The organism is Pseudoalteromonas sp. L23, from assembly GCF_021728455.1.
Classification (GTDB): Bacteria; Pseudomonadota; Gammaproteobacteria; order Enterobacterales; family Alteromonadaceae; genus Pseudoalteromonas.
Genome location: NZ_JAKKCW010000003.1, coordinates 417177 through 441188, shown reverse-complemented (window position 1 = coordinate 441188; position 24012 = coordinate 417177). Strand labels below are relative to the sequence as shown.

The 24012-nt window shown below is 43.8% G+C and carries 23 protein-coding genes; 7 read left to right on the top strand and 16 right to left on the bottom strand.

The features are described from left to right. Positions 1 to 5: 5 nt before the first annotated feature. A complete protein-coding gene (locus L3V43_RS08430; protein ID WP_010605566.1) occupies positions 6 to 374 on the top strand; it encodes a nuclear transport factor 2 family protein in 369 nt (122 codons plus the stop codon). Between the two features lie 344 nt (positions 375 to 718). Continuing rightward, positions 719 to 1093 (top strand): PH domain-containing protein, encoded by a 375-nt coding sequence (locus L3V43_RS08425; protein WP_010605565.1) that lies wholly within the window; start codon positions 719 to 721, stop codon positions 1091 to 1093. A gap of 56 nt (positions 1094 to 1149) precedes the next feature. Here L3V43_RS08425 and L3V43_RS08420 read toward each other — a convergent pair whose 3' ends face one another. Beyond that, on the bottom strand, positions 1150 to 1311 hold the full coding sequence (locus tag L3V43_RS08420) for a hypothetical protein (RefSeq protein WP_237116227.1): 162 nt from the start codon (positions 1309 to 1311) through the stop codon (positions 1150 to 1152). 13 nt (positions 1312 to 1324) lie between these two features. Next, positions 1325 to 3454, bottom strand: a complete 2130-nt coding sequence (locus L3V43_RS08415; RefSeq protein ID WP_102058164.1) for a winged helix-turn-helix domain-containing protein — start codon at positions 3452 to 3454, stop codon at positions 1325 to 1327. Positions 3455 to 3769: 315 nt separating this feature from the next. Here L3V43_RS08415 and L3V43_RS08410 point away from each other — a divergent pair, with 315 nt between their 5' ends. The 4 genes from L3V43_RS08410 to L3V43_RS08395 all read left to right on the top strand — a co-directional run bounded on the left by L3V43_RS08410 (position 3770) and on the right by L3V43_RS08395 (position 8491). Further along, on the top strand, positions 3770 to 4378 hold the full coding sequence (locus L3V43_RS08410; protein ID WP_237116228.1) for a hypothetical protein: 609 nt from the start codon (positions 3770 to 3772) through the stop codon (positions 4376 to 4378). Between the two features lie 38 nt (positions 4379 to 4416). Beyond that, positions 4417 to 5172 (top strand): DUF3307 domain-containing protein, encoded by a 756-nt coding sequence (locus tag L3V43_RS08405; protein ID WP_174169137.1) that lies wholly within the window; start codon positions 4417 to 4419, stop codon positions 5170 to 5172. 613 nt (positions 5173 to 5785) lie between these two features. Continuing rightward, positions 5786 to 7321: an ATP-binding cassette domain-containing protein gene (locus L3V43_RS08400; RefSeq protein ID WP_237116229.1), complete on the top strand. Its 1536-nt coding sequence runs from the start codon at positions 5786 to 5788 to the stop codon at positions 7319 to 7321. A 90-nt stretch (positions 7322 to 7411) separates the two neighbouring features. Next, the gene (locus L3V43_RS08395) at positions 7412 to 8491 is read left to right on the top strand and encodes a DNA topoisomerase IB (protein WP_237123930.1); all 1080 of its coding nucleotides are present in this window, start codon (positions 7412 to 7414) and stop codon (positions 8489 to 8491) included. A gap of 75 nt (positions 8492 to 8566) precedes the next feature. Here the strand turns inward: L3V43_RS08395 and L3V43_RS08390 are convergent, their stop codons facing one another. The 3 genes from L3V43_RS08390 to L3V43_RS08380 are packed head-to-tail and all read right to left on the bottom strand — an operon-like array spanning position 8567 to position 12482. Continuing rightward, positions 8567 to 9394, bottom strand: a complete 828-nt coding sequence (locus L3V43_RS08390; protein WP_237116230.1) for a DUF4198 domain-containing protein — start codon at positions 9392 to 9394, stop codon at positions 8567 to 8569. A gap of 2 nt (positions 9395 to 9396) precedes the next feature. Beyond that, a complete protein-coding gene (locus L3V43_RS08385; RefSeq protein ID WP_237116231.1) occupies positions 9397 to 10488 on the bottom strand; it encodes a PepSY-associated TM helix domain-containing protein in 1092 nt (363 codons plus the stop codon). Further along, positions 10488 to 12482: a ligand-gated channel protein gene (locus L3V43_RS08380; RefSeq protein WP_237116395.1), complete on the bottom strand. Its 1995-nt coding sequence runs from the start codon at positions 12480 to 12482 to the stop codon at positions 10488 to 10490. The genes L3V43_RS08385 and L3V43_RS08380 overlap by 1 nt, the downstream gene beginning before the upstream one ends. A gap of 122 nt (positions 12483 to 12604) precedes the next feature. Here L3V43_RS08380 and L3V43_RS08375 point away from each other — a divergent pair, with 122 nt between their 5' ends. Beyond that, on the top strand, positions 12605 to 13540 hold the full coding sequence (locus L3V43_RS08375) for a LysR family transcriptional regulator (protein ID WP_102058157.1): 936 nt from the start codon (positions 12605 to 12607) through the stop codon (positions 13538 to 13540). A 12-nt stretch (positions 13541 to 13552) separates the two neighbouring features. Here the strand turns inward: L3V43_RS08375 and L3V43_RS08370 are convergent, their stop codons facing one another. The 11 genes from L3V43_RS08370 to L3V43_RS08320 all read right to left on the bottom strand — a co-directional run bounded on the left by L3V43_RS08370 (position 13553) and on the right by L3V43_RS08320 (position 23915). After that, a complete protein-coding gene (locus tag L3V43_RS08370; protein WP_237116232.1) occupies positions 13553 to 13861 on the bottom strand; it encodes a cupin domain-containing protein in 309 nt (102 codons plus the stop codon). Positions 13862 to 14322: 461 nt separating this feature from the next. Next, positions 14323 to 14706, bottom strand: coding sequence for a VOC family protein (locus L3V43_RS08365; protein ID WP_102058155.1), 384 nt, complete (start codon positions 14704 to 14706; stop codon positions 14323 to 14325). Positions 14707 to 14812: 106 nt separating this feature from the next. Next, positions 14813 to 15514: a TorF family putative porin gene (locus L3V43_RS08360; protein WP_010605551.1), complete on the bottom strand. Its 702-nt coding sequence runs from the start codon at positions 15512 to 15514 to the stop codon at positions 14813 to 14815. Positions 15515 to 15526: 12 nt separating this feature from the next. Next, positions 15527 to 16744, bottom strand: coding sequence for a choline transporter (locus tag L3V43_RS08355; protein WP_102058154.1), 1218 nt, complete (start codon positions 16742 to 16744; stop codon positions 15527 to 15529). A gap of 151 nt (positions 16745 to 16895) precedes the next feature. Continuing rightward, positions 16896 to 18563, bottom strand: coding sequence for a choline dehydrogenase (gene betA, locus L3V43_RS08350; protein WP_237116233.1), 1668 nt, complete (start codon positions 18561 to 18563; stop codon positions 16896 to 16898). A gap of 9 nt (positions 18564 to 18572) precedes the next feature. After that, a complete protein-coding gene (gene betB, locus L3V43_RS08345; RefSeq protein WP_102058152.1) occupies positions 18573 to 20036 on the bottom strand; it encodes a betaine-aldehyde dehydrogenase in 1464 nt (487 codons plus the stop codon). 1 nt (position 20037) lies between these two features. Next, positions 20038 to 20628 carry a transcriptional regulator BetI gene (gene betI / locus L3V43_RS08340; protein WP_102058151.1) on the bottom strand — a complete coding sequence of 197 codons (591 nt, stop codon included), beginning with the start codon at positions 20626 to 20628 and terminating at the stop codon, positions 20038 to 20040. Positions 20629 to 20927: 299 nt separating this feature from the next. After that, positions 20928 to 21779 (bottom strand): transporter substrate-binding domain-containing protein, encoded by an 852-nt coding sequence (locus L3V43_RS08335; RefSeq protein ID WP_235367160.1) that lies wholly within the window; start codon positions 21777 to 21779, stop codon positions 20928 to 20930. A gap of 214 nt (positions 21780 to 21993) precedes the next feature. Beyond that, the gene (locus L3V43_RS08330) at positions 21994 to 22206 is read right to left on the bottom strand and encodes a helix-turn-helix transcriptional regulator (protein ID WP_045988593.1); all 213 of its coding nucleotides are present in this window, start codon (positions 22204 to 22206) and stop codon (positions 21994 to 21996) included. Then, positions 22199 to 22699 carry a hypothetical protein gene (locus tag L3V43_RS08325; protein ID WP_102058149.1) on the bottom strand — a complete coding sequence of 167 codons (501 nt, stop codon included), beginning with the start codon at positions 22697 to 22699 and terminating at the stop codon, positions 22199 to 22201. Before L3V43_RS08325 ends, L3V43_RS08330 begins: the two co-directional genes overlap by 8 nt. 304 nt (positions 22700 to 23003) lie before the next feature. Further along, positions 23004 to 23915 (bottom strand): helix-turn-helix domain-containing protein, encoded by a 912-nt coding sequence (locus tag L3V43_RS08320; RefSeq protein ID WP_237116234.1) that lies wholly within the window; start codon positions 23913 to 23915, stop codon positions 23004 to 23006. Between the last annotated feature and the right edge of the window lie 97 nt (positions 23916 to 24012).

Here is a 24012-nt window from a genome sequence, read left to right as displayed (position 1 = left end):
AAAAAATGGAAACCTTAGTGAAAAACTATATCTCTGCCTACAATCATTTTGATATTCCGGGAATGCTAGCTCAGCTCACGGATGATGTCGTGTTTGAGAATCTTGCCAATGGTGAAATTACAACGCGTACAACCAGTAAAATGGAATTTGCAGAATTAGCAAATCAGTCTGCTAAGTTATTTTCAGAACGCAATCAATCTTTAACCGCCGCCACGCAAGACAATGATCTGTTTATTGTTCATGTGACCTACAAAGCTAAATTAGCCCAAGACTTAGCCAATGGCATGAAAGCAGGACAAAGCATCTCCTTGCAAGGCCGCTCAGAGTTTGCGTTCCGCGATGGCAAAATTTGTTTAATAAGAGATATAAGCTAACTCCTTACTCCAAACTCAGGTTATTTAACCTGAGGTTTGGATAAGGAATGAGCTAATTCATTGTTTTAAACTCACCTTAAATAACTTTCTTATCTAGCCAGAGAGTTTTAGGGATAACTAGGCGAATTTACGCACTAATAGCAGGCTATTGGAAGTGAATTCAACACAGTTAGCACTAAAACTGGCTGCTAGAAAGGCATTAATTATCCAAACTCAGGTTTTTAATTTGGCAAAATCAGCGCGCTTTTCTATGCTGGTTTTGCACTTTCATCATTAATTCATTTCGACCTAAGCACTATCTTGAGATCAGCCTAAGACGAATTGAAATAAAACGGAGAACAACAATGGGACTATTAAGTGGTCTGCTCGGTAATGCAAGCGAAGTAGACAGTAGCGAAGTAGATAAGTTATTAGCAGATACATTAATTGCTGGAGAAGAAGTTGCACAAGCTTACAAGGTGATCCGCGACTTGTTTATTTTTACCAACAAGCGTCTAATTTTAATCGACAAGCAAGGCATGACGGGCAGCAAAGTAGAAATGCTCAGCATTCCGTATAGCAAAATCACAAAATACAGCAAAGAATCTGCGGGTCACTTCGACCTTGATGCGGAATTAAAAATCTGGATTGGCTCAGACCCAACACCAATTAGTAAAGAATTTAAAGCGGGCGACAATATCAACCAAGTATATCAGATCATTTCACAATATTGTTTATAGCCGCGCTTGCTGTAAAAAGGCACATGCGTGTTGTGCCTTTCTTTTCAGTAAGTAAATTAAGTTGGTTTTCGCTCTGCACGCAGGTAAAAAACCGCAGAAAAGAGCAAGGAAACAAATACTTGATTCCAAAAGTTAGAGACAAAGGGATCAGCTACAAACTGAGATGCAATATGCCAAATACTGAGGTTTAGCAGAAAACCAAGAGCTAATTTGCTCATTTTGATACTCCAGTTATTGATTCGCAACCGTAAGCTCTACCACTTCTTTCTTGGCCGATATTCGATTTATCAAAAGCACATCGTTGTCGTTAATGTCGGTGAGATAGTCGACACTGGTAGGCACTTCGCCGAGTATGGTAAACGACGTTTTGTCTAAATCATAGGACCAAAGTTGATTGTCTTCATTGACGCCATATATCCCATTGCCGCGCATTACAAAAGATTTTCCTCTGCCGCCTTGATTGTTTAGTGCACTGATCCGCTGAGGTTCAACAGCGCCTATTTGCCAAAACTGATCAAGTCTATCCTTATACACAACTTTACCGTGTTCACTTTCAAGTGCCCACAGCACAGGTTGCTGCGTCAATATTTGAAACGATTGTTGAGCAAAATCATAAGCAGCTAACTTCATTTCTCCCTTTACCCGAATCTGTGTTAGTGCACGTTGTGTTGCACTTTTCCATTGATATAAGCGTAAAACAGGGTAGGCGTGCGGGTAAGATGCCAAGCTGCCATCTAAAGCAATTTGTGTCAGTACACCACTGGCACTGACCAATATGCTTTGGCCATCCTCAGCCCAGTGGATCCCACGAATAAAAGTATCTAACGGGAAGTTAGTCAGTTGTCGCGTGTTATTACCATCGCTTAGCCACACCTGTTCAGTACCTGAGCGTTCCGACCAAAATGCCACTAAGTCTCCATCAGGCTGAAAAACAGCCTGATCTTCACCAAGGTTGGTTCGTGCAAAGCTGGTGTATGTTTGAGCGCCTTGTGCTAACTGTGTCAGTGGTAATTTTACGATATCACCGTCGTAAGGTCCTTTGATCATAAGTACACTTTTGCCATCAGGGCGAAATTCAGGCTGCCTCATTCGATCCGAAAACGGCAATTGAATTTTACTCACAAGCCCGTCATAAGTCAGACTAAATAGCTGACGTCCGGTACTAAAAATCAATTGCTGGTTGAGTGGGTCAAAACTTGGGTAGATATCGTGAAATTTAGTAATTTCCGGCGGCCGCTGGATCTGATGACTAGAGAGCAACTCACCGTCAGGTTTTAGCATATCGATATAATGTAGGCCATCGGCATGAATACTACTGACCGCGATTAAATCATCTTGAGGAGAGTAGGCGTAATCAATCAACGTCCCCTCTTCTACGATATAAAGATCGACACCGCTGTCGTCGTCAATGGAGTAATTAATCAGCTTCCAGCGCTCGCCTTGTTTTTGCTTCAATACCACATTGCCATCATTCAGCCAGATAGGCTTATCAACCACCGAGTTTTTACACTGGAGAATAACTTTTGGCTGCTGAGGGCTTTCCAATGCCTTAGTAAAATCGAGAGTTACAAGGTCGTAGCAGCGCTTTTGTGTAACTGGTTCGCCACTACAAGCGTCGGTGGCCAAAAACAGCAACTGCTCACCATCTTTTGAGAAACTATGCCTGCCGTATGCTCCAAAGCGCTCTGTGAGCAGGATCTCTTGTTGGGTATCCGCCTTTTTAGCCCATATCTTATTATCGCAAAACTTATCTAAATAGCGATGAAAAACAATGTACTGGCCATCTGGGGAATAGCTTGCATCAAATTCTTTGTCGTCAGTTGCGGTCAATGAGCGCAAAGTATCAAAGAACAGTGGTGAAGGTTTTTTGGTGGAAAAATATTGATAGCCAATAGCCCCAAGCAAAATAGTGAAGGCGAGTAAAACAAACACATAAAGGTGTTTATTCCGACTTTGAGTGAGGTGTTTATCTTGTTGCACTTCAGGTTCAAGAACTGGCGTCACCTCGAGTTGCGGCTCAGCATTCGTCAGCTCGCTCGTTTGCCCTCCCCAACGTACTTCACATTCTAAGCTATACCCTTTTTTAGCATGCGTTTGGATGTAAGCTTGCACCTTACCATCATCCCCAAGCGCCTTTCTCAATTGCGCAATACTACGCTGCAAAGTATTAGGAGAGACCACTGTATCTGGCCATACTGTATCAAGCAAAGTATCAAGACTCATCACTTTGCCTTGATTCTGAGCCAAGCAAGTGAGCACCGCCAGAGCCTTTGGTGCAAGCGTTTGACATTCACCTTGGTGTGAAATCTGGTTACGTGATAAATCGACAAAAAAATCACCAACCCAATATTGTTCTACCATAAATCCCCAGTATGCCTAGCGCACGCGCTAACAATGCCAATTATTATAATTATCAGTATAAGGACAAACAGGGTAAAAATAAACAAAATCAAAAACTTAAGATTTAGCGACCTGTAAGCTTAAGGACAGTTAATAAACGTCTATTTCTCACATATGCAGGAGCTTTGTCTACCTCCATACCTGCGTTCGCTTTGGTAAAATACTACCAAAGCGAACAAACCTTAGCGGCTGCTTGCTTTTTATCCAGCTTCATACCAAAATCAATGTAACCAATATTAGTTACTTACTTAAATGTAACCAAATTAAGTTACCTTTATGATATCAATACCTCAAGGTGCGGTGATCACAGCAGACATTGTCGGCTCACAGTCGCTGTCACAACTACAACTTACAAGGCTGCAAAGCGAGTTAAAGAATTACTTAGCTGAAATAGCGACTGCGGAGCAGGGCTATTATAGTTTTTACCGCGGCGACGGCTTTCAGCTTGTGTTGCCAGATGCTACGAAACTGTTCAATGTGGCATTACAGCTACGGTTGTTTTTAATTAGCCGACATAGCGATGCCAGACTCAGCCTTGCGGTCGGTGAAGTTAATATCACAGCAGCAGATTTATCAACCGCGACAGGTGCTGCGCTGGTACTTGCGGGCCGAGGATTGGACGCAATTGGACAAGCAAGACTCAGGTATAACAATGACAGTAATGCCCACTTTGCACTAAATCTGGCATTTGTGGATTTATTACTTTCGAACTTAACCCAAAAACAAGCAGAGGCCGCTTTTATTCATATTTCACACCCTAAGTTGAGCCATGCCGATATTGCAAAACAACTCAACACCAGTCGGGTGAACGTAACTAAATTACTCAATAGCGCACACTACGCTTTATTAGATCAATTTTTAGCAATTGCACGCTCACACCAATAGTCGAATGCTCAACACTTAAATATCACGAGGTGGACTTAATGAACGAATGGCAAGTATTGTTATTGTGGTTAGTAATAGGCCACACAATCACTGACTTTTACCTCCAACCTATGAGCTGGGTGCATGACAGAAATACCCGTCACTATAAGTCCATCAAGTTGTTGTGGCATAGTGTCGCGCATGGCGGGGCTGCACTTGCAATCATCCTACTTTGGCAGTCGACTTTGTTTTGGGGAGCACAGTGGAATGCGCTGCTCTTTGCGCTAGCGGTAGGTATTAGCCACTATTGTATCGACTTAGCTAAATCCTATTCTAGCAAAGGTGTTATTCCTTTTGTGCTAGACCAATGTGCACATATTGCCATATTAGTGGCCGTCACTTGGCACATTGCTGAGCCTGAAATTGCGCTCAGTGCCTTTGCAAAGCCTTTTGCTAATGTCCAGCTGCTAATATTGGTTGTGGGCTATTTAATGGTATTGCATCCTGCATCGATATTCACCAGCATGCTGCTTGAGCGTTGGCAACTCAATAATTCAGCTCTTGATAGCCTGCCGCAAGCAGGAAGTTTAATTGGTCAACTTGAACGTGTATTACTACTGAGCTGCATGTTACTGGATAGCTGGGCTGCTATCGGCTTTATTCTCGCCGCTAAATCGGTATTTCGCTTTGGCGATCTAACCCAAAGCCAAGACAGAAAGCTCACCGAATACGTGATGTTGGGCACGCTTGTCAGTGTGTTGCTGGCCCTCGTGGTCGGCGTCTTAATCAAACCATTTATGCCCATTCAATTGTAATTTAATCAATTCCGCGCCTTGACATTTAACCTAGGGCCTGTTTATATTTCAAGTTTGTTTTTGCAGCAGTTTGATTGGTATTTATACAAGGCAGAGCCTGCGTAGCGTAGTTATTCTATGTGAGTCAGGCGATAAAGACTTTGTGCTCCTGCAAAGTCACCTTACCCCACATCCTTGTGGGGCAACACAGAAGAAATGCTAATCAAGCGCTGCCCTTTGGGTTCACCTGAGTGCGCTTTGTTCATTGTTGCTCAACTTTTGCCTAGATTACTAGGCGGCAAGTCGAGCGTCGCGACCAAAACACACTCAGGAGAACAAAAATCAAACAGCAAAGAACAACAGGCCCTCGTGCCTGCAAAATAAACGTGGGCACGATTTATCGCTAATTATTTGCCTCTATTCGTTTTATTTCCTCATTAGGAGTTGCCATCACAATGAATAACTAAGCCCTTTGTAACTGACGAACTTATTATTAATTTCCAGTGCAAGGCTTATGGTTATCTTTGAGGCTTCTCAGACCAATCTATAGACTCTCATTTTCTATTTTACTTTTTACCGCTTTTACGAGTCTTTGTGCCTTTAGCCTTTTGCACTGCTGCAACTAGGAGCATTAATGATGCCTTGGATACAGGTAAAGCAAGCAAACTTGACGCTTGCAAATGGTCAATGTTTATTTTGCGATGTCGACTTAACAATAGAGCGGCAATTTATTGCGATAACGGGCCCAAATGGGGCGGGCAAATCACACTTACTCAAAGTCTTATCCGGTGAACAGCCTCTAACCTCGGGCGAGCGACAAAGCCATGGAAAATGCTTCTATCTCCCACAAGATGCGACTAACCGCTTTACAACCGTTTCTGAACTACTCGGGCTTAAAGAGAAGCTAGTAGCACTGCATCGAGCCCATCAGGGGTTAGCCTCTGAGCACGATTTTGACTTAATCTCAGATGATTGGCAGTTAGAATCAAGTTGGCAAGCAACACTTGCACCGCTAGAACTCACTTTGGAAACCCCCTTTACAAGGCTTAGTCCAGGAGAGCGAATGCGTGTTTATATTGAGATACTACAATCTCAGCCTGCAATCCTATTACTGGATGAGCCGAGTAACCACATGGACAGCGTCAATAAGCACTGGCTAGCTGAGCAGCTAAAGCACCACAAACATGGTGTGGTTGCCGTCACACACGATCCTATTTTATTGGATGCAGCCGACCATATACTGCACATAAAACAGGGGGAGCTAACTCATCACTCGCTTGGATTTGACGCCTTCAGAGAGACACTCCTTCAAACTCAAGCTCGACAAAAACAACAACATTTGGCAAATCGCGCAGCACAAAAAGCACTTAAACAAGCCATGATTGCAGCGGATCTGCAACATCAGCGGCAGGCCAGTAAAGGAAAAGCACAAGTGCGCGCTGGTGGCCAAAGTAAACTGGTTACTGACTTTAAGTCAGACAGAGGAAGTAAGCGTCATGCCGGACAAACCCATAAAATTCAGCAAGCTCAAGATAGGGTTAAGAAAAATGCAGTTTACTATCGAGAAGACAAACAGCAGTTTCATTTTAATTCAGCTCTGCGAGCGAAAGAAAAGATCCGCTTATGCGAAGCCGAATTGTGCTTTGGACCAGAAAAGACAGTGAACCTTTTTGCGGATACAACACAAAAGCTCAGGATAATTGGAGAAAATGGCATCGGAAAATCGACCTTGCTTAAAACCCTTGCAGGTAAGCTAGAGTTAAAGCGCGGAGAAATCCAGCGCCCTACAACATCTGTTTACTTAGACCAGCACTGCGCTTGGCTTGAACAGGGCCCTTGCGTTTTAGACATTGCCGAGCGCTTACTTGACACGCCACATCAAAATATAATCACCAGTTTTGCAAGCGTTGGTCTGAGTCTAGATAAGATTTCAGGACCTATCACGAGTCTCAGTGGTGGCGAGAGAATGAAAGCGGCCATCGTGCTGGCCGTGCAAACGCAAGACTTTTTACTGCTTGACGAACCAGATAACCATCTCGACCTTGAAGCACAAGAAGAGCTTGCTGCCATGCTCAATCAGCTTTCTTGTGGATTTATACTGGTCTCTCACAATGAGTATTTTTGCAGTCAGCTCAGTAAACTTGAAGCGATGAGGTTAATAACATTATGAAAAATTTACCAATTATTTTCTAGGCTAAGATAAAAAGGTTAAGAATTTCAGATAATTAATTTCTGGTTTGGGATTTGCATTTCTACCTCTATGCAACGTTTTGTCACTGGAGATAATGTGGACTGCAAGGATATTCGATCAGAGTTTCACGAATGTAATCGTTTAGAGGTTGCCAGAAAAAAGTGGGGCCGTGGTTTTTGCTATTTAGATACGGGCAACAACCCCATTCGCTCTAAGGTTATCAAAAAGCGAATAAAGCAGTTGGTGATCCCGCCGATGTGGAAGCAGGTTCAAATCAGCGCTTGCGCTTTTGATAAAGTGCAAGCCGTTGGTTTCGATAGCAAAGGCAAAAAGCAATATATCTATCATCCAAGTTATCAGCTCACCCAGCAACAAGCTAAATTTACCCGTATGGCTCAATTTGCAAAACAGCTACCACAAGCAAGAACGCGCTGTATAGAGCAATTAGAACACGATGATTGGAACCAAGAAAAAGTTGCTGCACTCGCTGTTATGGTGCTTGATTCCACAGGGATCCGTATTGGTAACCAACATTACTATCAACACAATGATACTTGTGGTCTAACCACGTTAAGGCGCAAACACCTGAAACATAACGAAGTAGGGATAACTTTTGAGTTTCAGGGAAAACACGGTAAACAAAGAAAAGTTGACGTATTCGACGAACAACTTTGTCAGTTTATTAGTGAATCCGCCGTACAAACTGGCTACGGGTTATTTCGATATCATTACCAAGGGCGATGGCACGATTTAACCAGCGATGACGTCAACACGCAGATCCACGCGCTACACGGCCCACAATTTACTAGTAAGGATTACCGCACTTGGGTAGCTTCTCGGCTAGCGGTACAGTTCGCATTTGACGTTGCAACGGAAGTCGAAAGTAATCATAAAAAGCGTTTTGATACCCATTTAATCAAACGAGTAGCAAAGGCACTTGGCAACACTCCCAAGGTCTGTCGAGACTACTATATCCACCCTAAGCTCTTAAGCCATTTATGTGAACTCAGCCAAAATCAAACGGTTCCTGATTTTAGTAACGACTTTTGGCAGTTAGATGGCTCGCTCAGCGATTGTGAAGCTTTCATCGTGAAGGTATTAACAGAAGAAAAGGGGGAGGAAGGAACGCCTCCCCCTTTGGGCACTTAGTGGCGTCTCTGTTATGACCACTAAATTAAATGGGCTGAGACGACTGCACGTCTCAAACCACATGGGGACGATGGGTTAAAGCGGTAATACCTCAAGGGTAGTGACATAGCTGCCGGCACGCTTTGTGGCGGGTGCTTGTGCTTTGTCGTCTTCATATTCCACTTCAAACCAATACATGCCTGGCTCAGATAGTGTTAGCGTCACTTCACCTTTGGCATTCGTTGTATATTTGCTTGGTTGACTGTTATCACGGTACTTTTCATCCTGACGTACCACTATCACTTCTGCACCCTTTGCAGGCTCACCATCCATCGTATACTGCAAGGTAATTGGTTCACCGGTGTACAAATCATTAGGGTGAGTAACCGGGTTTAGTTCTAGCCCTTTGCCGGTTGGCTTAAGCGCGGTGTTATTTGGTGCGCCCAAAGTTACAAATACTTCTAATCGTCTTGCAACGTCGGTCACACTTAAATCTTTCGCCGCTTTTGGCACTTCTTTGTTAAAGTCCTCTACTGAGCCAATTTTTCCGCGTCCTGGCCAGTAATGCTTTTCACCGTTTTCATCAGTCCAGCGCGCCACCAGCGAGCGACTTTGATTAAACACTTTGTAAGTGCCTTGCTGATTGAGCTCAATGTCAAACACACTGCGATACTTAAGTTTTGCGGCGTTCTTAAGCTCAACCTTGCTACCAGAAGGAGACAGTGCAGATAGACGATCTAGTGGATAAGCATAATGATCTGGGTTAAAGATCCCGTTGGCGATGGCAGCATCAAACGTGATCCATTCGCTGTCACCAGATACCACGGTGGTACTTGGCTTTATCCATACTCGGTGTGCTTCACTTAACGGGCTATATGCGGCTAAGGCAACTAAGACACCAGAAACTAACGTTGAAATTTTCACGATTAAGGCTCCATTGTTAAAATTGTTGTAGCGAGTTCAGATTTACCTTCTGCAATCACAGTGACAGGCGCAGTGATAGGTAAGGTCACTGGCAGTTTCAATACTTCACGACCTCCAAGCTCACGAGCAGCCTCTACAAACAGCGTGTACTCACCCGCAGGTAAGGCTTTAAACTCATCGCGCCAAGGGGTTAAATCAATCTTTGCCGTACCAGGACGCCTTGTAGCACCAGTCACGCCATCTACAGGCATGGATAGGCTACGACCGCTTCTACGCCACCAAAGGCGTAAGTCTTTTAACCACTTTTCACCCTCTTTATCGGCCATGTTAACGTCATACCAAACAGCAATATCGGCAACTCGCTGTTGTTTGCTGTCTGCCAGCCATACTGCTACATAAGGTGGGTGATATTCCGCAACGTTTAAGCGCGGGATAGTGATTTCAACTTCATCAGCTTTAGCGTGCGCGGGTACCATCAGCACTAAAACAGGTAATACAAAGCCTGCTGCTACGAGCGGCCAAGTCGACTTTCTTCCTCGAGAATGCTTGTATAAAAGCCATAACCCTGTGAGTGAAAACACTACACAAGCTACTGAAAACACATCAATAAACATACGCCATGCAAATCCTGTATTACGTCCTTTGTGAAGATCGTTAAGGTATGATACCCAACCACGATCCGTGATCTCTTGATAAAACTCACCGCTATCAAGGGCGATGCTAAACCAGCCATCGCCACCAGCTCTTGGCAGCGCAACATACAATTCGTACTCACTCCACTGCACTTGCTGTAGTGCAGGTAACGCCGAGCCTGTGTGTGACTGATACCAAGATTGAAAGCTGTGTGGCAGCGCTGTTTGCTCTGCCGCCGCTTTAAGCTGGGTCAACAGAGCGCTTGGCAGCACCGCTTCTTTAGCATATGTAGTAGGTGCAGCTTCTATTTGGCTTGCGTGATTTAAGGTGATCCCAGTCACGGCAAACAGCAGCATTCCCACCAAACACACGGCAGAGCTCATCCAATGCCAAGTGCGCCAATCAAACAGCTTTTTAAGTCGCCGATTCGACGACTTAGCCGCTGAGCGAGCTCGTGTCATTAAAAGCTCCACGCCAATGAAGCCCAATAGCGACGACCATCTTCAAAGTAGCCGTATTCTGCTTCAGTAATTTCTTCATCGAAGAGGTTGTAAATCCCAAATCCAAGCTTAGTTGCTTCGTTCAGTTGATAATTTGCACCTAAATCAGTTAGGTTATACGAAGGTGCGACCAAGCTACTTTGCGAAGGCCCTGTTACAGGCTGGCTTTCTTCACCACGATAATGGAAGCGTAACCACGTGCTCAGCTCATCAGAATACTGATAATTAAGCGAAGTTTGGAACAGATGTTTAGGTAACTGGTTTAACGGGCTACCAGCATACACTCCGGTTTTTTGCTCCGAATCTGTGTAGGTATAGTTTGCGTTAAGCTTTAGTTTTTCCGTCAATTGACCCGAGAAGCTAATTTCACCACCTTGGGTTACGGCTTCATCAACGTTGACATAGGTTGTCGGTAACGAGCCAAACTCGTTAGGGCCGTCCGTGCATTGAGTTAGTGGGCACGAAACCCGTGAAATTTTATCGTCAAACTCGTTATAGAATACCGTTGCTGAGGTGCTGATCCCTTTAGCAAGCTCAACGTATACACCTACCTCGTAATTAATTGAGGTTTCAGGGCTTAAGTCTGGATTTCCATAAATATTGCCACCACGACTCACTTGGCCCCACGCCGCAGTACTTTGACGCAAGTTCGGCGCTCTAAAGCCGGTTGAGATCCCACCTTTAACCGTCACCGCCTCTGATGCAGTATAAACACCGTATAAGCGCGGGCTAACGTGGCCGCCAAAGTTACCGTCTTTGTCGTAGCGTAGGCCCATAGTCAGGGCAAATGGCTCAACGATGCGCCACTCATCCTCAGCAAATACCGACCACTGATCGTTGTCAACTTGCTGCAAATCACTAATGCGGTTACTGGTTTTGTCGGTCAAATCTTCATTAAGATAGGCAACACCGATTGAGCTAGTATGAGACTCGCCAAGCGGTAACGTCCAAAGAGACTGGAAGTCTATGTTTTTGACCGTCATCTCGCGGGATTTATTATCAAACTCTTCATGTTTTAGGTAACTACGAGAGCTACCAAATGACCAATAACCGTTATGCGTCAAAGAGATTGACTCACTATCGTATTCGGTTGTAGTGGACTCAGGACAACCACGGCGGCCACACGGCTCACCTGGCGCAAGCGGTGCTACCGTTTTACCTAGCGTCGCATCAAGCGTTTGTGAAGCAATACCATAATCCAATAACCATTCGTGTTCATCTGATGGTGTATAGGCCAGTTTTACCTTCAGCGTATCTGCATCGCGACCTCTAAAGCCAGACACGATTTCGTCTTCATCTCTGTGCGTAGTTTGGCCGTAAATTTGTACCCCTAAGGTATCTTTGATTAGCGAGCCTGCTGCAAAGAAATTAGCCTGATAAATATCACCTGAGCGACTGTTTTCTTGGCTGGTTGCGTCAACTCTGACTTCTCCATGCCACTCGTCAGGCGTTTTTTTAGTGATAATGTTAATTACGCCGCCAATTGCATCAGAGCCATACAGCGAAGACATAGGCCCGCGTACAACTTCGATACGTTCGATGGCAGCAACAGGAGGCGTCCATGCACCTTCAACACCTGGACCGTCACTATTTGGCCGAGTCTCACGCGAACTTTGTCTTTGCCCGTCGACTAAGATAAGCGTGTACTGACTGCCCATGCCGCGAAGGCTAATATCTTCCCTGTCTCCGCCTCCAGTTACTACAACTCCGGGAACATCTGTCATGGCATCGGTAAGGTCTCGATAAAAGCGCTGCTGTAGCTCCTCTTGGTTGATAACGCTAACAGACGCCGGCGCATTTTTTAGCAGTTGCTCAAATCCAGAAGCGGATACGACGATCACTTCCATCTCTTCTTTTATTTCTGATTTTGCATCACTTTGTGCAAGTGAGGAAAAAGGCAGGGCAGCTGCAACAGCTAAAGAGAGTGGCGCCAAACTACGACAGGCCATCAACATCGAGAAACCTCCATGATAGAATACAAGATAAATAACAATTATTTTCATTTGTAATGTTATGATGATTGCGTATTTTGGAGCAATGCGATTTTTCTTAAAGGTATTTTAAGCAGGGCTTAACAATGAATCAAAAGTTGACTCGCGGACTTAAAGTGTTCGCCAAAACAGTAGAAGCAGGCAGTATGAGCAAAGCCGCTGACTTATTGCACATGACCACCTCAGCCGTTAGCCAGCAGATCAGTAAATTAGAGCAAGACATAGGCCTAAGTTTATTTAATCGTAATACTCGCAGCCTAACACTCACTGAAGCTGGTACTATCTATTACAAGTCCGCGATACAAATACTGCAAACCGCAGAACAGGCAGAGCATGAACTTGAGTTATTACAACATACGCCATCTGGCATATTGAAGATTTCTGCCCCCATCGGGTTTGGAGGAGGGCTACTCAGTATGCCACTGCGCTATTTGAGTGAACAGTTTCCACAAATAAAAGTCGATTTGATCCTGACTGACGAGCCCATTGACATCATTACTGAAGGTGTCGACTTGGCTATCTGTATAGGCCCTTTACAGGACTCAAACCTCATTGCTCGTCATCTTGCTGACTGGCAACTTATCCCCTGCGTTAGTTGCCACCATCCATTGGCACAACTCAATATATCGCACCCAGAAAGCTTAGCGCCTCACGCTTTGATTGGTCATTCGAGTAGCAAACAAAACCCCTATCATTTGAGCCATCAACAAACTCATCAGCAAGTGGCGCTGCCAACAGCACGTTTTATGGTGAATAATATGCAGGCTTGCATTCAGCTCACGCTAGATGGCATCGGCTATGGTGTTTTACCTGAACCAGAAATTAGGCACCACCTTTCATCAGGTAGACTAAAAAGATTGTGTACTGAGTGGTCATTAAGAGAATATAGTGTTTATGCCGTGACGCCACACCGCAATACTGTTGCAGCAAAAACAACCGCTGCAATTGAAAGCCTAAAAGAGTGGTTTACCCAAGTTTCCAACGACAGCCAAGTCTTTGTTGGCGACTTTAGTTTTATTTAACCTAAGTTTTGATTAGTAAAAAATAGCAAGCCAAATAGTTGGCTCTAAAGTGTCTGTGTAGCTTACTTTGTGCTTTTGGTGTGCGGGAATGTTAAGGCTATCACCCGCTTTTAAGGTTATCGTTTTACCGTCACCAAAGATTAGTTCAGCGCAGCCCTGCAACACCAGCACCCACTCGTTTTCATCTTGGTCATAATATCCAGAGCTAGGAGAGGTATGGCCGTTTGATACTATCCGTTCAATACGAATACTTGAATGAGAAAGTACCGTCTCAAAAACTTCTTCAGTTAAATCAGCTGGAATATCTTTTAGAAAGTTCATAAGCTTGAAACTAGGGCCTAGCAATTAGTCAAGGATAGAGAAATAATTTGCCGCAACAAGCACATCCATTTATCTAGTAGCGGCAAATTGGGAGAATGGTACAACTTGATCGATAGAAATGTTCAATACATCGCTCTCAATCTTTCAAAACAATCCATCAGGCGATTAGTGATACCAATTGAATTAATTCTCTAATCAATTTGAAGGGTGAAATAGCATATTAGCTTCGTTAAAAATTTCTCATTTAGAACAACTAAATAGCAAAATTTTTGCCTTGCTACTAAAGCTATTTCCCCGCTTCAAGATAGATCATTTACTTAATACAACTGGTATGAAAACCACCCAACTTTAGCGACTCCACTCGGACCTCTTGCCTAGCTGTACAGTCGCCATTAAAGTTACATAATTCAACAATATTTGTAAAATATAATTTAACATTAAATGAATAAGTTTGGAGTTTTCTAAAATCCCTTGAGTTCCACACGCCATGGAGGATCCAGTCGATTTTCTCCTGCCCAGTACAATTTTATCTTGTTCCCTGCGGGATCAAACAATATGGCTTCTCGCCACAGGTAGCGCTGTTCAGTCGGGAGCTGCTCAAATAAAATACCTCGAGTCTCTAGCTCTGAGACCCACTCATCTAACTGTTCATGTTCAAAGTAAATAACTGCACCATTGCTGATAGGGGGCACTTCTAGCGACAACGAGAAGGTTGCATTACCTTCAGGACATTCAAATCGAGCATAATGCGGCGTATCAACAATTTGAGTAAAGCCGAGCGTTCGATAGAATTGACAAGCTGCAGTCATATCATCGACAGGCAGCGTAACTTGATTGAGGTTCATGATTGTTTTTCTTACTACAGTGCACTTTTTAAACATTTTGCCTTAAACGTAAAAAAATACCAGCCTAGATTAGGCTGGTATTACAATCATCACATCTTAATGCAAGTTACAAAGCAAATGTTCTCGACACAGAAAGTACAATACGTTCATCTGCCGTATCCCAATCTAGGCTCGTATTTTCAGCCGCCACTTCAATATCAAACCCTTTAAATGCAGTTTGATAAGCAAGGCGATAGTGATTGTAAGATTTATCGTTACCATCCCACGTATATTTATCGCCATCCAATGAATTGGAGATATCAAAGCTTGCTCTTAGTGCATGACCTTCTGCAATTTCAAAAGTATGTGCTACCATCGCAATAGTGTGACCCGCTTCGGTACCAAAATAATCCCAGCTGTACCAGAAATTAAATTCGGTTTGGCCAAATTCACTGGCGTAACCAAACTTAGTATAGATCTCTGGATAGTTACCGTCGCTTGAGTTGTCACCACCATGATAAGAATAGTAAGCAATACCATAGTCAACGCTCCAGCTTTGGTTCAGCTCGACGAAGCGACCAACGTAAAAGTCCCACTCTAGATCTGTGTCACCACCAAAATCGACGTTAGACGCCCAGCTTCCAGCATATACACCGTTTGAAAAGGCTTTATCTATACTGCCTTGTAGGGCTGGGTCATTTTGCGTTTGACTCACACCGTTAAAGGTATAATCAGATACACCCGTTAGGGTTGCAGACCAGTCTGCCGCCGCATAGTTAGACGCGAGTAAAAGTGGTAGTGCACAAAGTGTTTTCTTTAAGGTTGTCATGTAGTTGTATCCCTAGTTTACTGATTCAATTTTTCTAAAGTCGATAAGGTTGTCTTTTGGCGAGCTATCAATCTTGCTCACAGTTTTGTATTTGCTATAAGCAATGTAACCAAAACATGAGAAGAACAAGCCTATAACTAACGCACCAACCCATTGGATCTGTAAAAAGTTTAGTTTAAATAACAGCGTAAGCAGTGATAACGCCACGATATTAAATAAAATATAGTTTCTTTTTCCTAAACGGCTAACTGTAAGGTTTAGGTTGTCTGTATATAGGCGGATCAAAGAGTCGAGTGAGTTAATTACAAACACCACGCCAACGAAGACCATTGCAAAGTTTTTAATACCCGCAGTAGGGATCCCAGCCTCATGGTAGTGATAAAGCACACTAAACCATGCAGCGATTGGAATAGACGGGAAAATCAACATCGCCGCTAGCACTTGATAGGTTTTCAAGCCACCGACAAAACGCGATGTGAATTGCCCTATCATGATGCTCCACGCAAACCACCAAAACAGATAAAACTCGTGATAGTCATTCAGTGGCAACACAAACTGATCTAAATTGGTAAAGTAACCGCCGATCAGTGCCAAGTTGTTGGTATAGCTCGACATTGAACTGTCACCAAAGACAAACGCTGACGCCCACATAAAGGCGATTAAACCGATAAAGACCCATGTTGTCGTGATGCTTAAAAAACGCACGTACTTAAGGCTAGTGCTTGAGTAAACCGCAAAAGCAATCGCCGCAAACACAATCAGATAGAAACTAGGAATAATCGACTCACCGTCGCCTAAACTGGGTAAATACCAAGGTAGATTAGACAACAATAAGAATGCAGTAAACGCACAAGTACCGATAATAACTAGGTTATTAATGAATTTAACCCAAGGAATTTCAAAGAATTTTACCTTGGGCTCTATTACGCAGAAATAAAAGCACGTAAGAAAGTAGAACCCCCAGATTAAAAATCCCCAAAAACCAAACTCTATGGCCAGCGGATTAGTAAATGCATACTCTGGGCTTGCTTTTATGTCTGCGTAACCCGCAAACTCCGTAAGCGGAAACATGATGAGGCCAACATCTAGGCCAGAAGTAAATAAGATTGCAATAAAAGTGAACGTTCTAACCGGTGTAACACCAACGCACTGTAAATTCCCCCACTTCAATAAGATAAAGGCAATTGCCAATAGGGTGAAAATGATGCCTGCACTAAGCCATACTGTCATTGTCACCCTCCCAAAATTGATAGAAGTAACTCATTTTTTCTCCGTTGTTTTTATTTACATTATTCCCGCATTAACGCAGTGCAAACGATTTGCACTGCGTGCCACTGCAGGTCTCATATGGGGCACGAACTTTCCCATACGAGTGGCGAAACTAGATCTCCGAACTACGTTGAACCTGTTGCCAGTTTTGTGTCATAGCAACGTTTGCTCCCTCAGCGGCAAGTGGTGAATTGCCTAAAATCATATCCGCTGCTTTTTCCGCGACCATAATAGTCGGCGCGTTGAGGTTGCCATTTGGAATGGTTGGGAAGATAGATGAATCCACAACGCGTAGCCCCTTTACACCGTGCACACGGGTTTGTGAATCTACAACCGCCATTTCATCCTCACCCATTTTGCATGAACAAGAAGGGTGATAAGCACTTTCTACCGCTTGACGCACGAAAGCATCAATTTCTTCATCGGTTTGGATATGCTCACCTGGTTGGATCTCGCTTTGTCTAAAGTCATCAAACGCACTTTGCTCGATGATTTCACGAGTCAACCTGACACAAGCTCTAAAGCCTTCAATGTCTTCTTGTTCTGCCAGATAATTAAACTGTATTTTAGGCGCAACCGTTGGATCTGCTGATTTAATCGTTACTTCACCACGGCTCTTTGGTTTATTGTGGCCGACATGAACTTGGAACCCATGACCATCAAAGGCACTCTTTCCATCGTAGCGAATCGCCGCAGGTAAAAAGTGGTACTGAAGATCTGGCCACTCAACGCCCGCTTTCGAACGAATAAAAGCACAAGACTCAAAGTGGTTGGTCGCGCCAAGACCTGACTTATCAAATAACCATCTTGCACCGATCAAGCCTTTAGAAATTAACCCCAACTTGCCATTCAAGGTGATGGGCTGCTTACACTTGTATTGGAAATAAAACTCCAAGTGATCTTGAAGGTTTTTGCCCACTCCGGGTAAATGGTGTTTTACTTCAACGCCTGCGGCAGTCAACGCTTCTTTATCGCCAATGCCAGATAATTGTAATAAGTGCGGTGAACCGATTGAACCCGCACTCAAAATGACTTCTTTTGCAGCATTCGCTTTTTTCAGGTTTCCTTTCACACTGTATTCAACGCCTGTAGCGGTTTTGCCATCTAACAGTACTTTTTGTACCAAGGCACCCGTGACTATGGTGAGGTTACTGCGATGTTTAATTGGATCTAAATAGGCGCGACTTGATGAACAACGCTTACCACCTTTTACGGTCATATGCATTGGCCCAAAGCCTTCTTGCTGCTCACCGTTATAGTCTTTAGTAAACGCATAACCCGCTTGCTCACCGGCGCTAATAAAGGCGCGATAGAGCGGGTTTGCCATTTCATTACCATTATTGGTGCCAAGCGGACCTTGCTCACCACGGTACTCGTCGCCACCTAAATACCAAGATTCAGCGCGCTTGAAGTAAGGTAAACAAGACTGATAATCCCAACCTTGAGCACCACTGTCTTGCCACTCGTCAAAGTCTTTAGCATGACCTCGAACGTACACCATGCCATTGATTGACGATGAACCACCAAGTACCTTGCCGCGAGGACAATGCATAACGCGATTGTCTAAGTGCGGCTCTGGCTCAGTATGGAACTGCCAAGCATATTTATCGGTATTCATTGGAATAGATAGCGCAGTTGGCATCTGAATAAAAATACTCTTATCACTACCGCCAGTTTCGAGTAGTAGCACTTTGTGCGCTGGATTTTCCGATAGGCGGTTTGCAAGCACACAGCCTGCAGAGCCTGCACCTACGATAATATAATCAAAATCAGTCATCATACTCCTCGATTAAAATGGACTTTCAATATCGCTCATACCAATATACACAGACTTAGTCTGGGTATATTGATCTAGCGTCTCGATGCCATTTTCGCGGCCAATGCCCGACTGCTTATAGCCTCCAACGGGCATTTCAGCGGGTGAGTTGCCATAACTATTGATCCAACAAATGCCAGCTTCTAGCTGGTGGATGACACGGTGTGCACGTTGAATATCTCTACTAAATACACCCGCGGCCAAACCTAAGTGGGTGTTGTTTGCACGTTGAATGACTTCTTCCTCGTCATCGAATACCAATACCGACATCACTGGGCCAAAGATCTCTTCTTTCACTATGGTCATGTCATCATGACAGTCGATAAATACGGTCGGTGCGACAAAGTAGCCGTTTGGCGCGGTTTCAGGACTAAGTGCCTCACCACCGGTCAGTACGGTTGCACCTTCAGCTTTGCCTTTTTCAATGTAATCCATCACCAGTGTGTGATGCTGCTTTGAGATTAGGGCGCCAAGATTTACGTTTGGATCGAGCGGATCGCCCGCGATGATATTTTGTTCGGTACGCTGCTTTAACTCAGCTAAAAAGGCGTCGTAAACCTTACGCTGTACAAATACGCGTGTGCAGTTGGTACACACTTCACCTTGGGTGTAAAAGTTGCCCAACATCGCGGCACTTATCGCTTGAGAGATATCAGCATCTTCAAAAACGATAAGCGGTGATTTGCCGCCTAGCTCCATCGTCACTTCTTTTAAATTGCTTGCCGCACTTTGCATTACTTTTTTGCCAGTACCCACTTCACCGGTGAACGATACTTTTTCAATATCAGGGCTGGTAGTTAGCCATTGGCCCACCTCAGCGGCACCTTGTACCACATTGAATACGCCCGCAGGGACACCGGCTTCAATAAATATTTCGGCCAGCTTAATCGCGCCTAGTGGTGTTTCTTCCGATGGCTTGAAAATGAGGGCGTTACCAGCGGCAAGTGCAGGGCCTGATTTCCAACACGCAATTTGCAGTGGATAATTCCACGCGCCAATGCCTGCACAAATCCCCAAGGGCTCTTTACGAGTATAGAAAAAGTCCCCTCCCACAGGCTGCTGAGTGCCAACTTGAGCGGGAGCCAACCCTGCAAAATATTCAATCACATCAGCGCCAGTTTGAATGTCTACACATTCCGCCTCTTGCCAAGGTTTACCTGTATCTAACACCTCAATCTTGGCAAGCTCATCGTTGCGCTCGCGCAGCAGAGATACCGCTTTATGTAAAACACGACTACGCTCAATTGGCGCCATCGCTGACCATAATGCAAAGCCCGCTTTGGCACTTTCAATCGCAGCTTGCTGAACATGACTATCGGCAACCTCTACCTCGTAGATCACTTCATCCGTTGCTGGATTTTTTACTGCAAACTTTTCGCCTGAGTGGTTTGCCAAGAACTGGCCATGAATAAAATTTTGATATACAGGGACTGTCACATTATCCTCCAAACTGCTTAATAAGTGATTGAATGTAGCGTTTTGCGAGCGTTTCACTGTGATGAAACGCATGATGGTCAGCTTTGCTTAGCACCGCTCTTAACCAAAGTCCGTCAATCATACCGGCGGCAAGCTCAGCCGCTTCTTTTGCCTGTGCTCGCGGCATAAAAGCAGCAAACGAAGTCGCTAGGTTACTCTGCAGACGGCGACTGTTAACGCGCTGTAGTCGGTGAAGTTCATCATCGTGCATAGATTGCGCCCAAAAACTCAACCAGGTACGCGTCGTATTTGACTGCTGCTGTACCATGGCAAAGTTAGCTTCTACGATATACATGAGTCGCTGCTCGGCACTACAACCACCGCAGGTTTTGTCCAACAAACTGTATTTCAAGTTGTTTAATAGATAGCGCACGGTTGCTTCGATCAAGCCTTGTTTACCACCAAAATAGTGGCTGATGATCCCCGATGAGAGACCCGCTCTTTTACTGATACTATTAATAGTGGTTGCTTGTAATCCTAACTCGGCAACTGACTCTAAAGTGGCGTCAATTAGCTGCTGACGACGAACAGGTTCCATTCCGACTTTTGGCATAGCTTTTTATTAATTGACCGTTCAATTAAAATAAAGCTTAGGGTGATAAAGATGAGACTTCAAGGTTGACTTTTTGTAAAAAGCCAAATTTTTGACGTTTGTACCTAGGTTAATCCCATGATAGCTAAGGGGTTTTAAAGGATTACAAAAAATCTTAAAAAATTTTAAAAAATCTGAGATTTTGCAGGTATTTGCGATAATTTACCGTTTTGATGTGACAATTTGATTAAGTTTGGTTTGGCTATAAAACAACCAAAACCGAACCAAATGATGGAACTGAGTACGACTAAACATCCTTGCTAGTCAAGATTTGAAAGCAGTAACGGTTGGTAACTAGGAAACCTATTTGAGACAGTGGAAACCCCAAAAGACGCGTTTGACTGATAACTCGCTACTAACAATTCAATCTTAGGTTTAAGCGCTAAGATCGCCTCATCAATTTTACTTTTCAGCCTCGCACTAAAAACATTTTTACGCAGCAAAAAGTGTACTTGGTTATCATGTACCACGTAAGGCCAAGCCTGCGCAGCGTCAAGCCCTCGCTCTTTGATAAAATAGTTCCCCGTGATCACATCATCCACAATAAAATCAACGCGCGCTTTCATTAGCATTTCAACCCGCCGTTGCGCACTGGCAATACTCACAAATTGATCTTTATAGCGGGGATCTTGTTTAAGCTTATCAAGTTCCTCTCCATAGTAAGATCCGATGCTCAACCCTATGGTTTTCGATTGCTTTAGTAATGAAGCTAAATCGGCAAGCGCTGTGGGAGGTGATAACGAAAATAATCGCATACGTTCAAAACGGTAGGGCAGAGAGAAATCTCCGTATGCTTCTCTATCTTTAGTGTAGCTAACCATTACTGCGACATCTATCACTCCTTTTGACATTTCTTCAAAAGTGCGAGCGCTGGAAGGGAGGCGAATATAGGTGGTACACACGGCAACATGCTGGAACACCATTTCGGCAATGTCTACGTCTAGGCCCCAAGGTCCAAGCTCATCAAATACAGTTAATGGCGGCCAATCGGCAACAACGCCGATATTCACCGTTTTACTGCATTCGCTTGCACTGGCAGGGGGGATTACCAAGCCCCACACCAATATAGCCATGCCAATCAAGTTATTCACTGATATGTACTGCTTAACCATGACACCTCGTGAGCAAGTCTATGACAATCGGCCTTATAACATGACGGCTCTGTTCATTGCATAGGCACTATCTTTAGTAGTAACAATATATTTACCTAAAGCCTAGATTACAATGCCTAATTATTAAACTATTTAAGTCAAAAAGCGTATCTGTGCTCACAGAAACAAAAAAGCGTGACGTAAACCCCCTTTACATCACGCTTGTTTTGGCACTTCATGGCTGATATTCGAATACCTCTTCAATAGAGACATTAAATACATGCGCTATCTTAAATGCTACCTCAAGCGAAGGGGAGTATTTTGCAGCCTCGATCGCCATAATCGTTTGTCTCGTAACACCCACTCGCTCAGCAAGCTCTTTTTGTGTCATTTCACCGCTCATAAAACGTAGCATTCTGATTTTGTTTTTTATTGGTAAATCAGCCATACACAGCTCCCAAACGAGCTTTGACGAGCTGAGTTCCATAACCGACCAATTCAGCCAGCAAAAATGCAATCACTAAAATATGAAGTGGTGAAAATGGTAGTTCAAAAGGAAGCGCTTGCGACCAATTTTGCGCTTCAGCAGAATACTGGAAAATAGAGATACACACACCAACCTGAAGCACCCAGTAGGCAGGTTTGCATCCAGATAGCGCAATCAATTTTTCACGCTCATCTAACGGCTTATCCATATCTTTATCGCTAACAAAGCTCAGTAGCAGCTGACCTGCAATAGATGTCACGATAGAAATAACAATCACCTTAAGCAACAATCCTGATACCCAACTCGGATCTTGACGTAACTGCTCTGTAGCCGCTGTTATTTCGCCTAAATAAAAATACAAGATATAACCTGTTACCAAAAACTCTATCGCAATCGTTAAGTCACGGAAACTCAACGAGTCTAAAAACGCTTTAATCTTATTGTTGCTTTCCATGTTACCCTCACTTTACTCAAGGTTAAGTATTTTTTACATTGAAAGCGTAAACTTTGCTCAACAACAAGTCAAATATTTTTTACTTTAAGTAAAGTTTAAATAACCAACCTGAACTCGGGATAAGAAGTTAGTTATTAAACTAAAATCCCTAAGCTCAAAAGTGTAATATCACTCTAGCCAGAAGTTATTTCTTAATACAAGGCAAATTTGTGCGTCAATAGCTGGCCTATTGCAAGCAAATTTAACGCAGTAGTAAGGGGTAACAGCTGCTAGAGAACAAGTTGTTATCCCGGGTTCAGGTTAACTAGAAACGCTTTCGAAATTCGCTTGGTGTTAAGCCCATACATTTATTAAACACCTTACGGCAGGCTGTCGTATCCTCGTATCCTACCTGGTGCGCAATCCAATCAAATGGCTTGCTCGTGCTTTCTAATAAATCACACATTTTCTGCACCCGAAACCGTTGCAGATATTGATTTGGATTGAGTCCGAGCACCTTAGCAAAACGTCGCTGTAAGGTTCTTTGCGTAAGTAGAGCGATATCAGCTAGTTCTGTAATTGAAATATTGTGACCATAACGGGTGTTAATATATTGCTGAGCGCGCAGCACAGCATCGTCACCATGTTGAAAGTTTGGCTGAAATTGATGATAGTAGCTCTGCTCCCGCTGAGCCGTATCTACGACAAGCGTTTTGCCTAACTTGCGCATGACCAAGTGACCACTATATTTTTTGACTAGCTCTAATCCAAGATCAAGCCATGACATCATACCGCCAGCCGACATAATATCATTGTGATCGATTAAAATTTTTCGTGTATCAATAGGCTGGTTAGGAAAGTGCCGTTTAAATGCCTCAGTTAACCCCCAATGCGTGGTAAGTAAGCGCTGATGACTTAGCCCCGAGGCCGCAAGTATAAAAGCCCCCGCACAGGCAGAGGCGATAATTGCACCTTGTTGGTGCTGCTCGGTTAACCAAGCAAGTAATTGAGGTTCAGGTTTGAGGTAATAATCAGAACTAACACTCGGCGGCAATAACACAATATTGTAATCCCCCTTTACAGCACTACTAAAGGTGACAACATGTGTTGTAAAGCGGGTATCCTGTGACTCTTCGATACAAATTCTATCAGCTAGAAAAAACAGCTCTTCTAGACCATACACAGCCGACTTCATCGCGTGAGGATAGTGACAAATCGCCACTTTGATTGGTTTCATCTACATTGTCGAATTTGAACTCAAAAATGTCATTTTAGACACTCCAGTCAAAGTTACAACTCCAGCACAATACCTCTGCAAATTAACTAACGAGGTA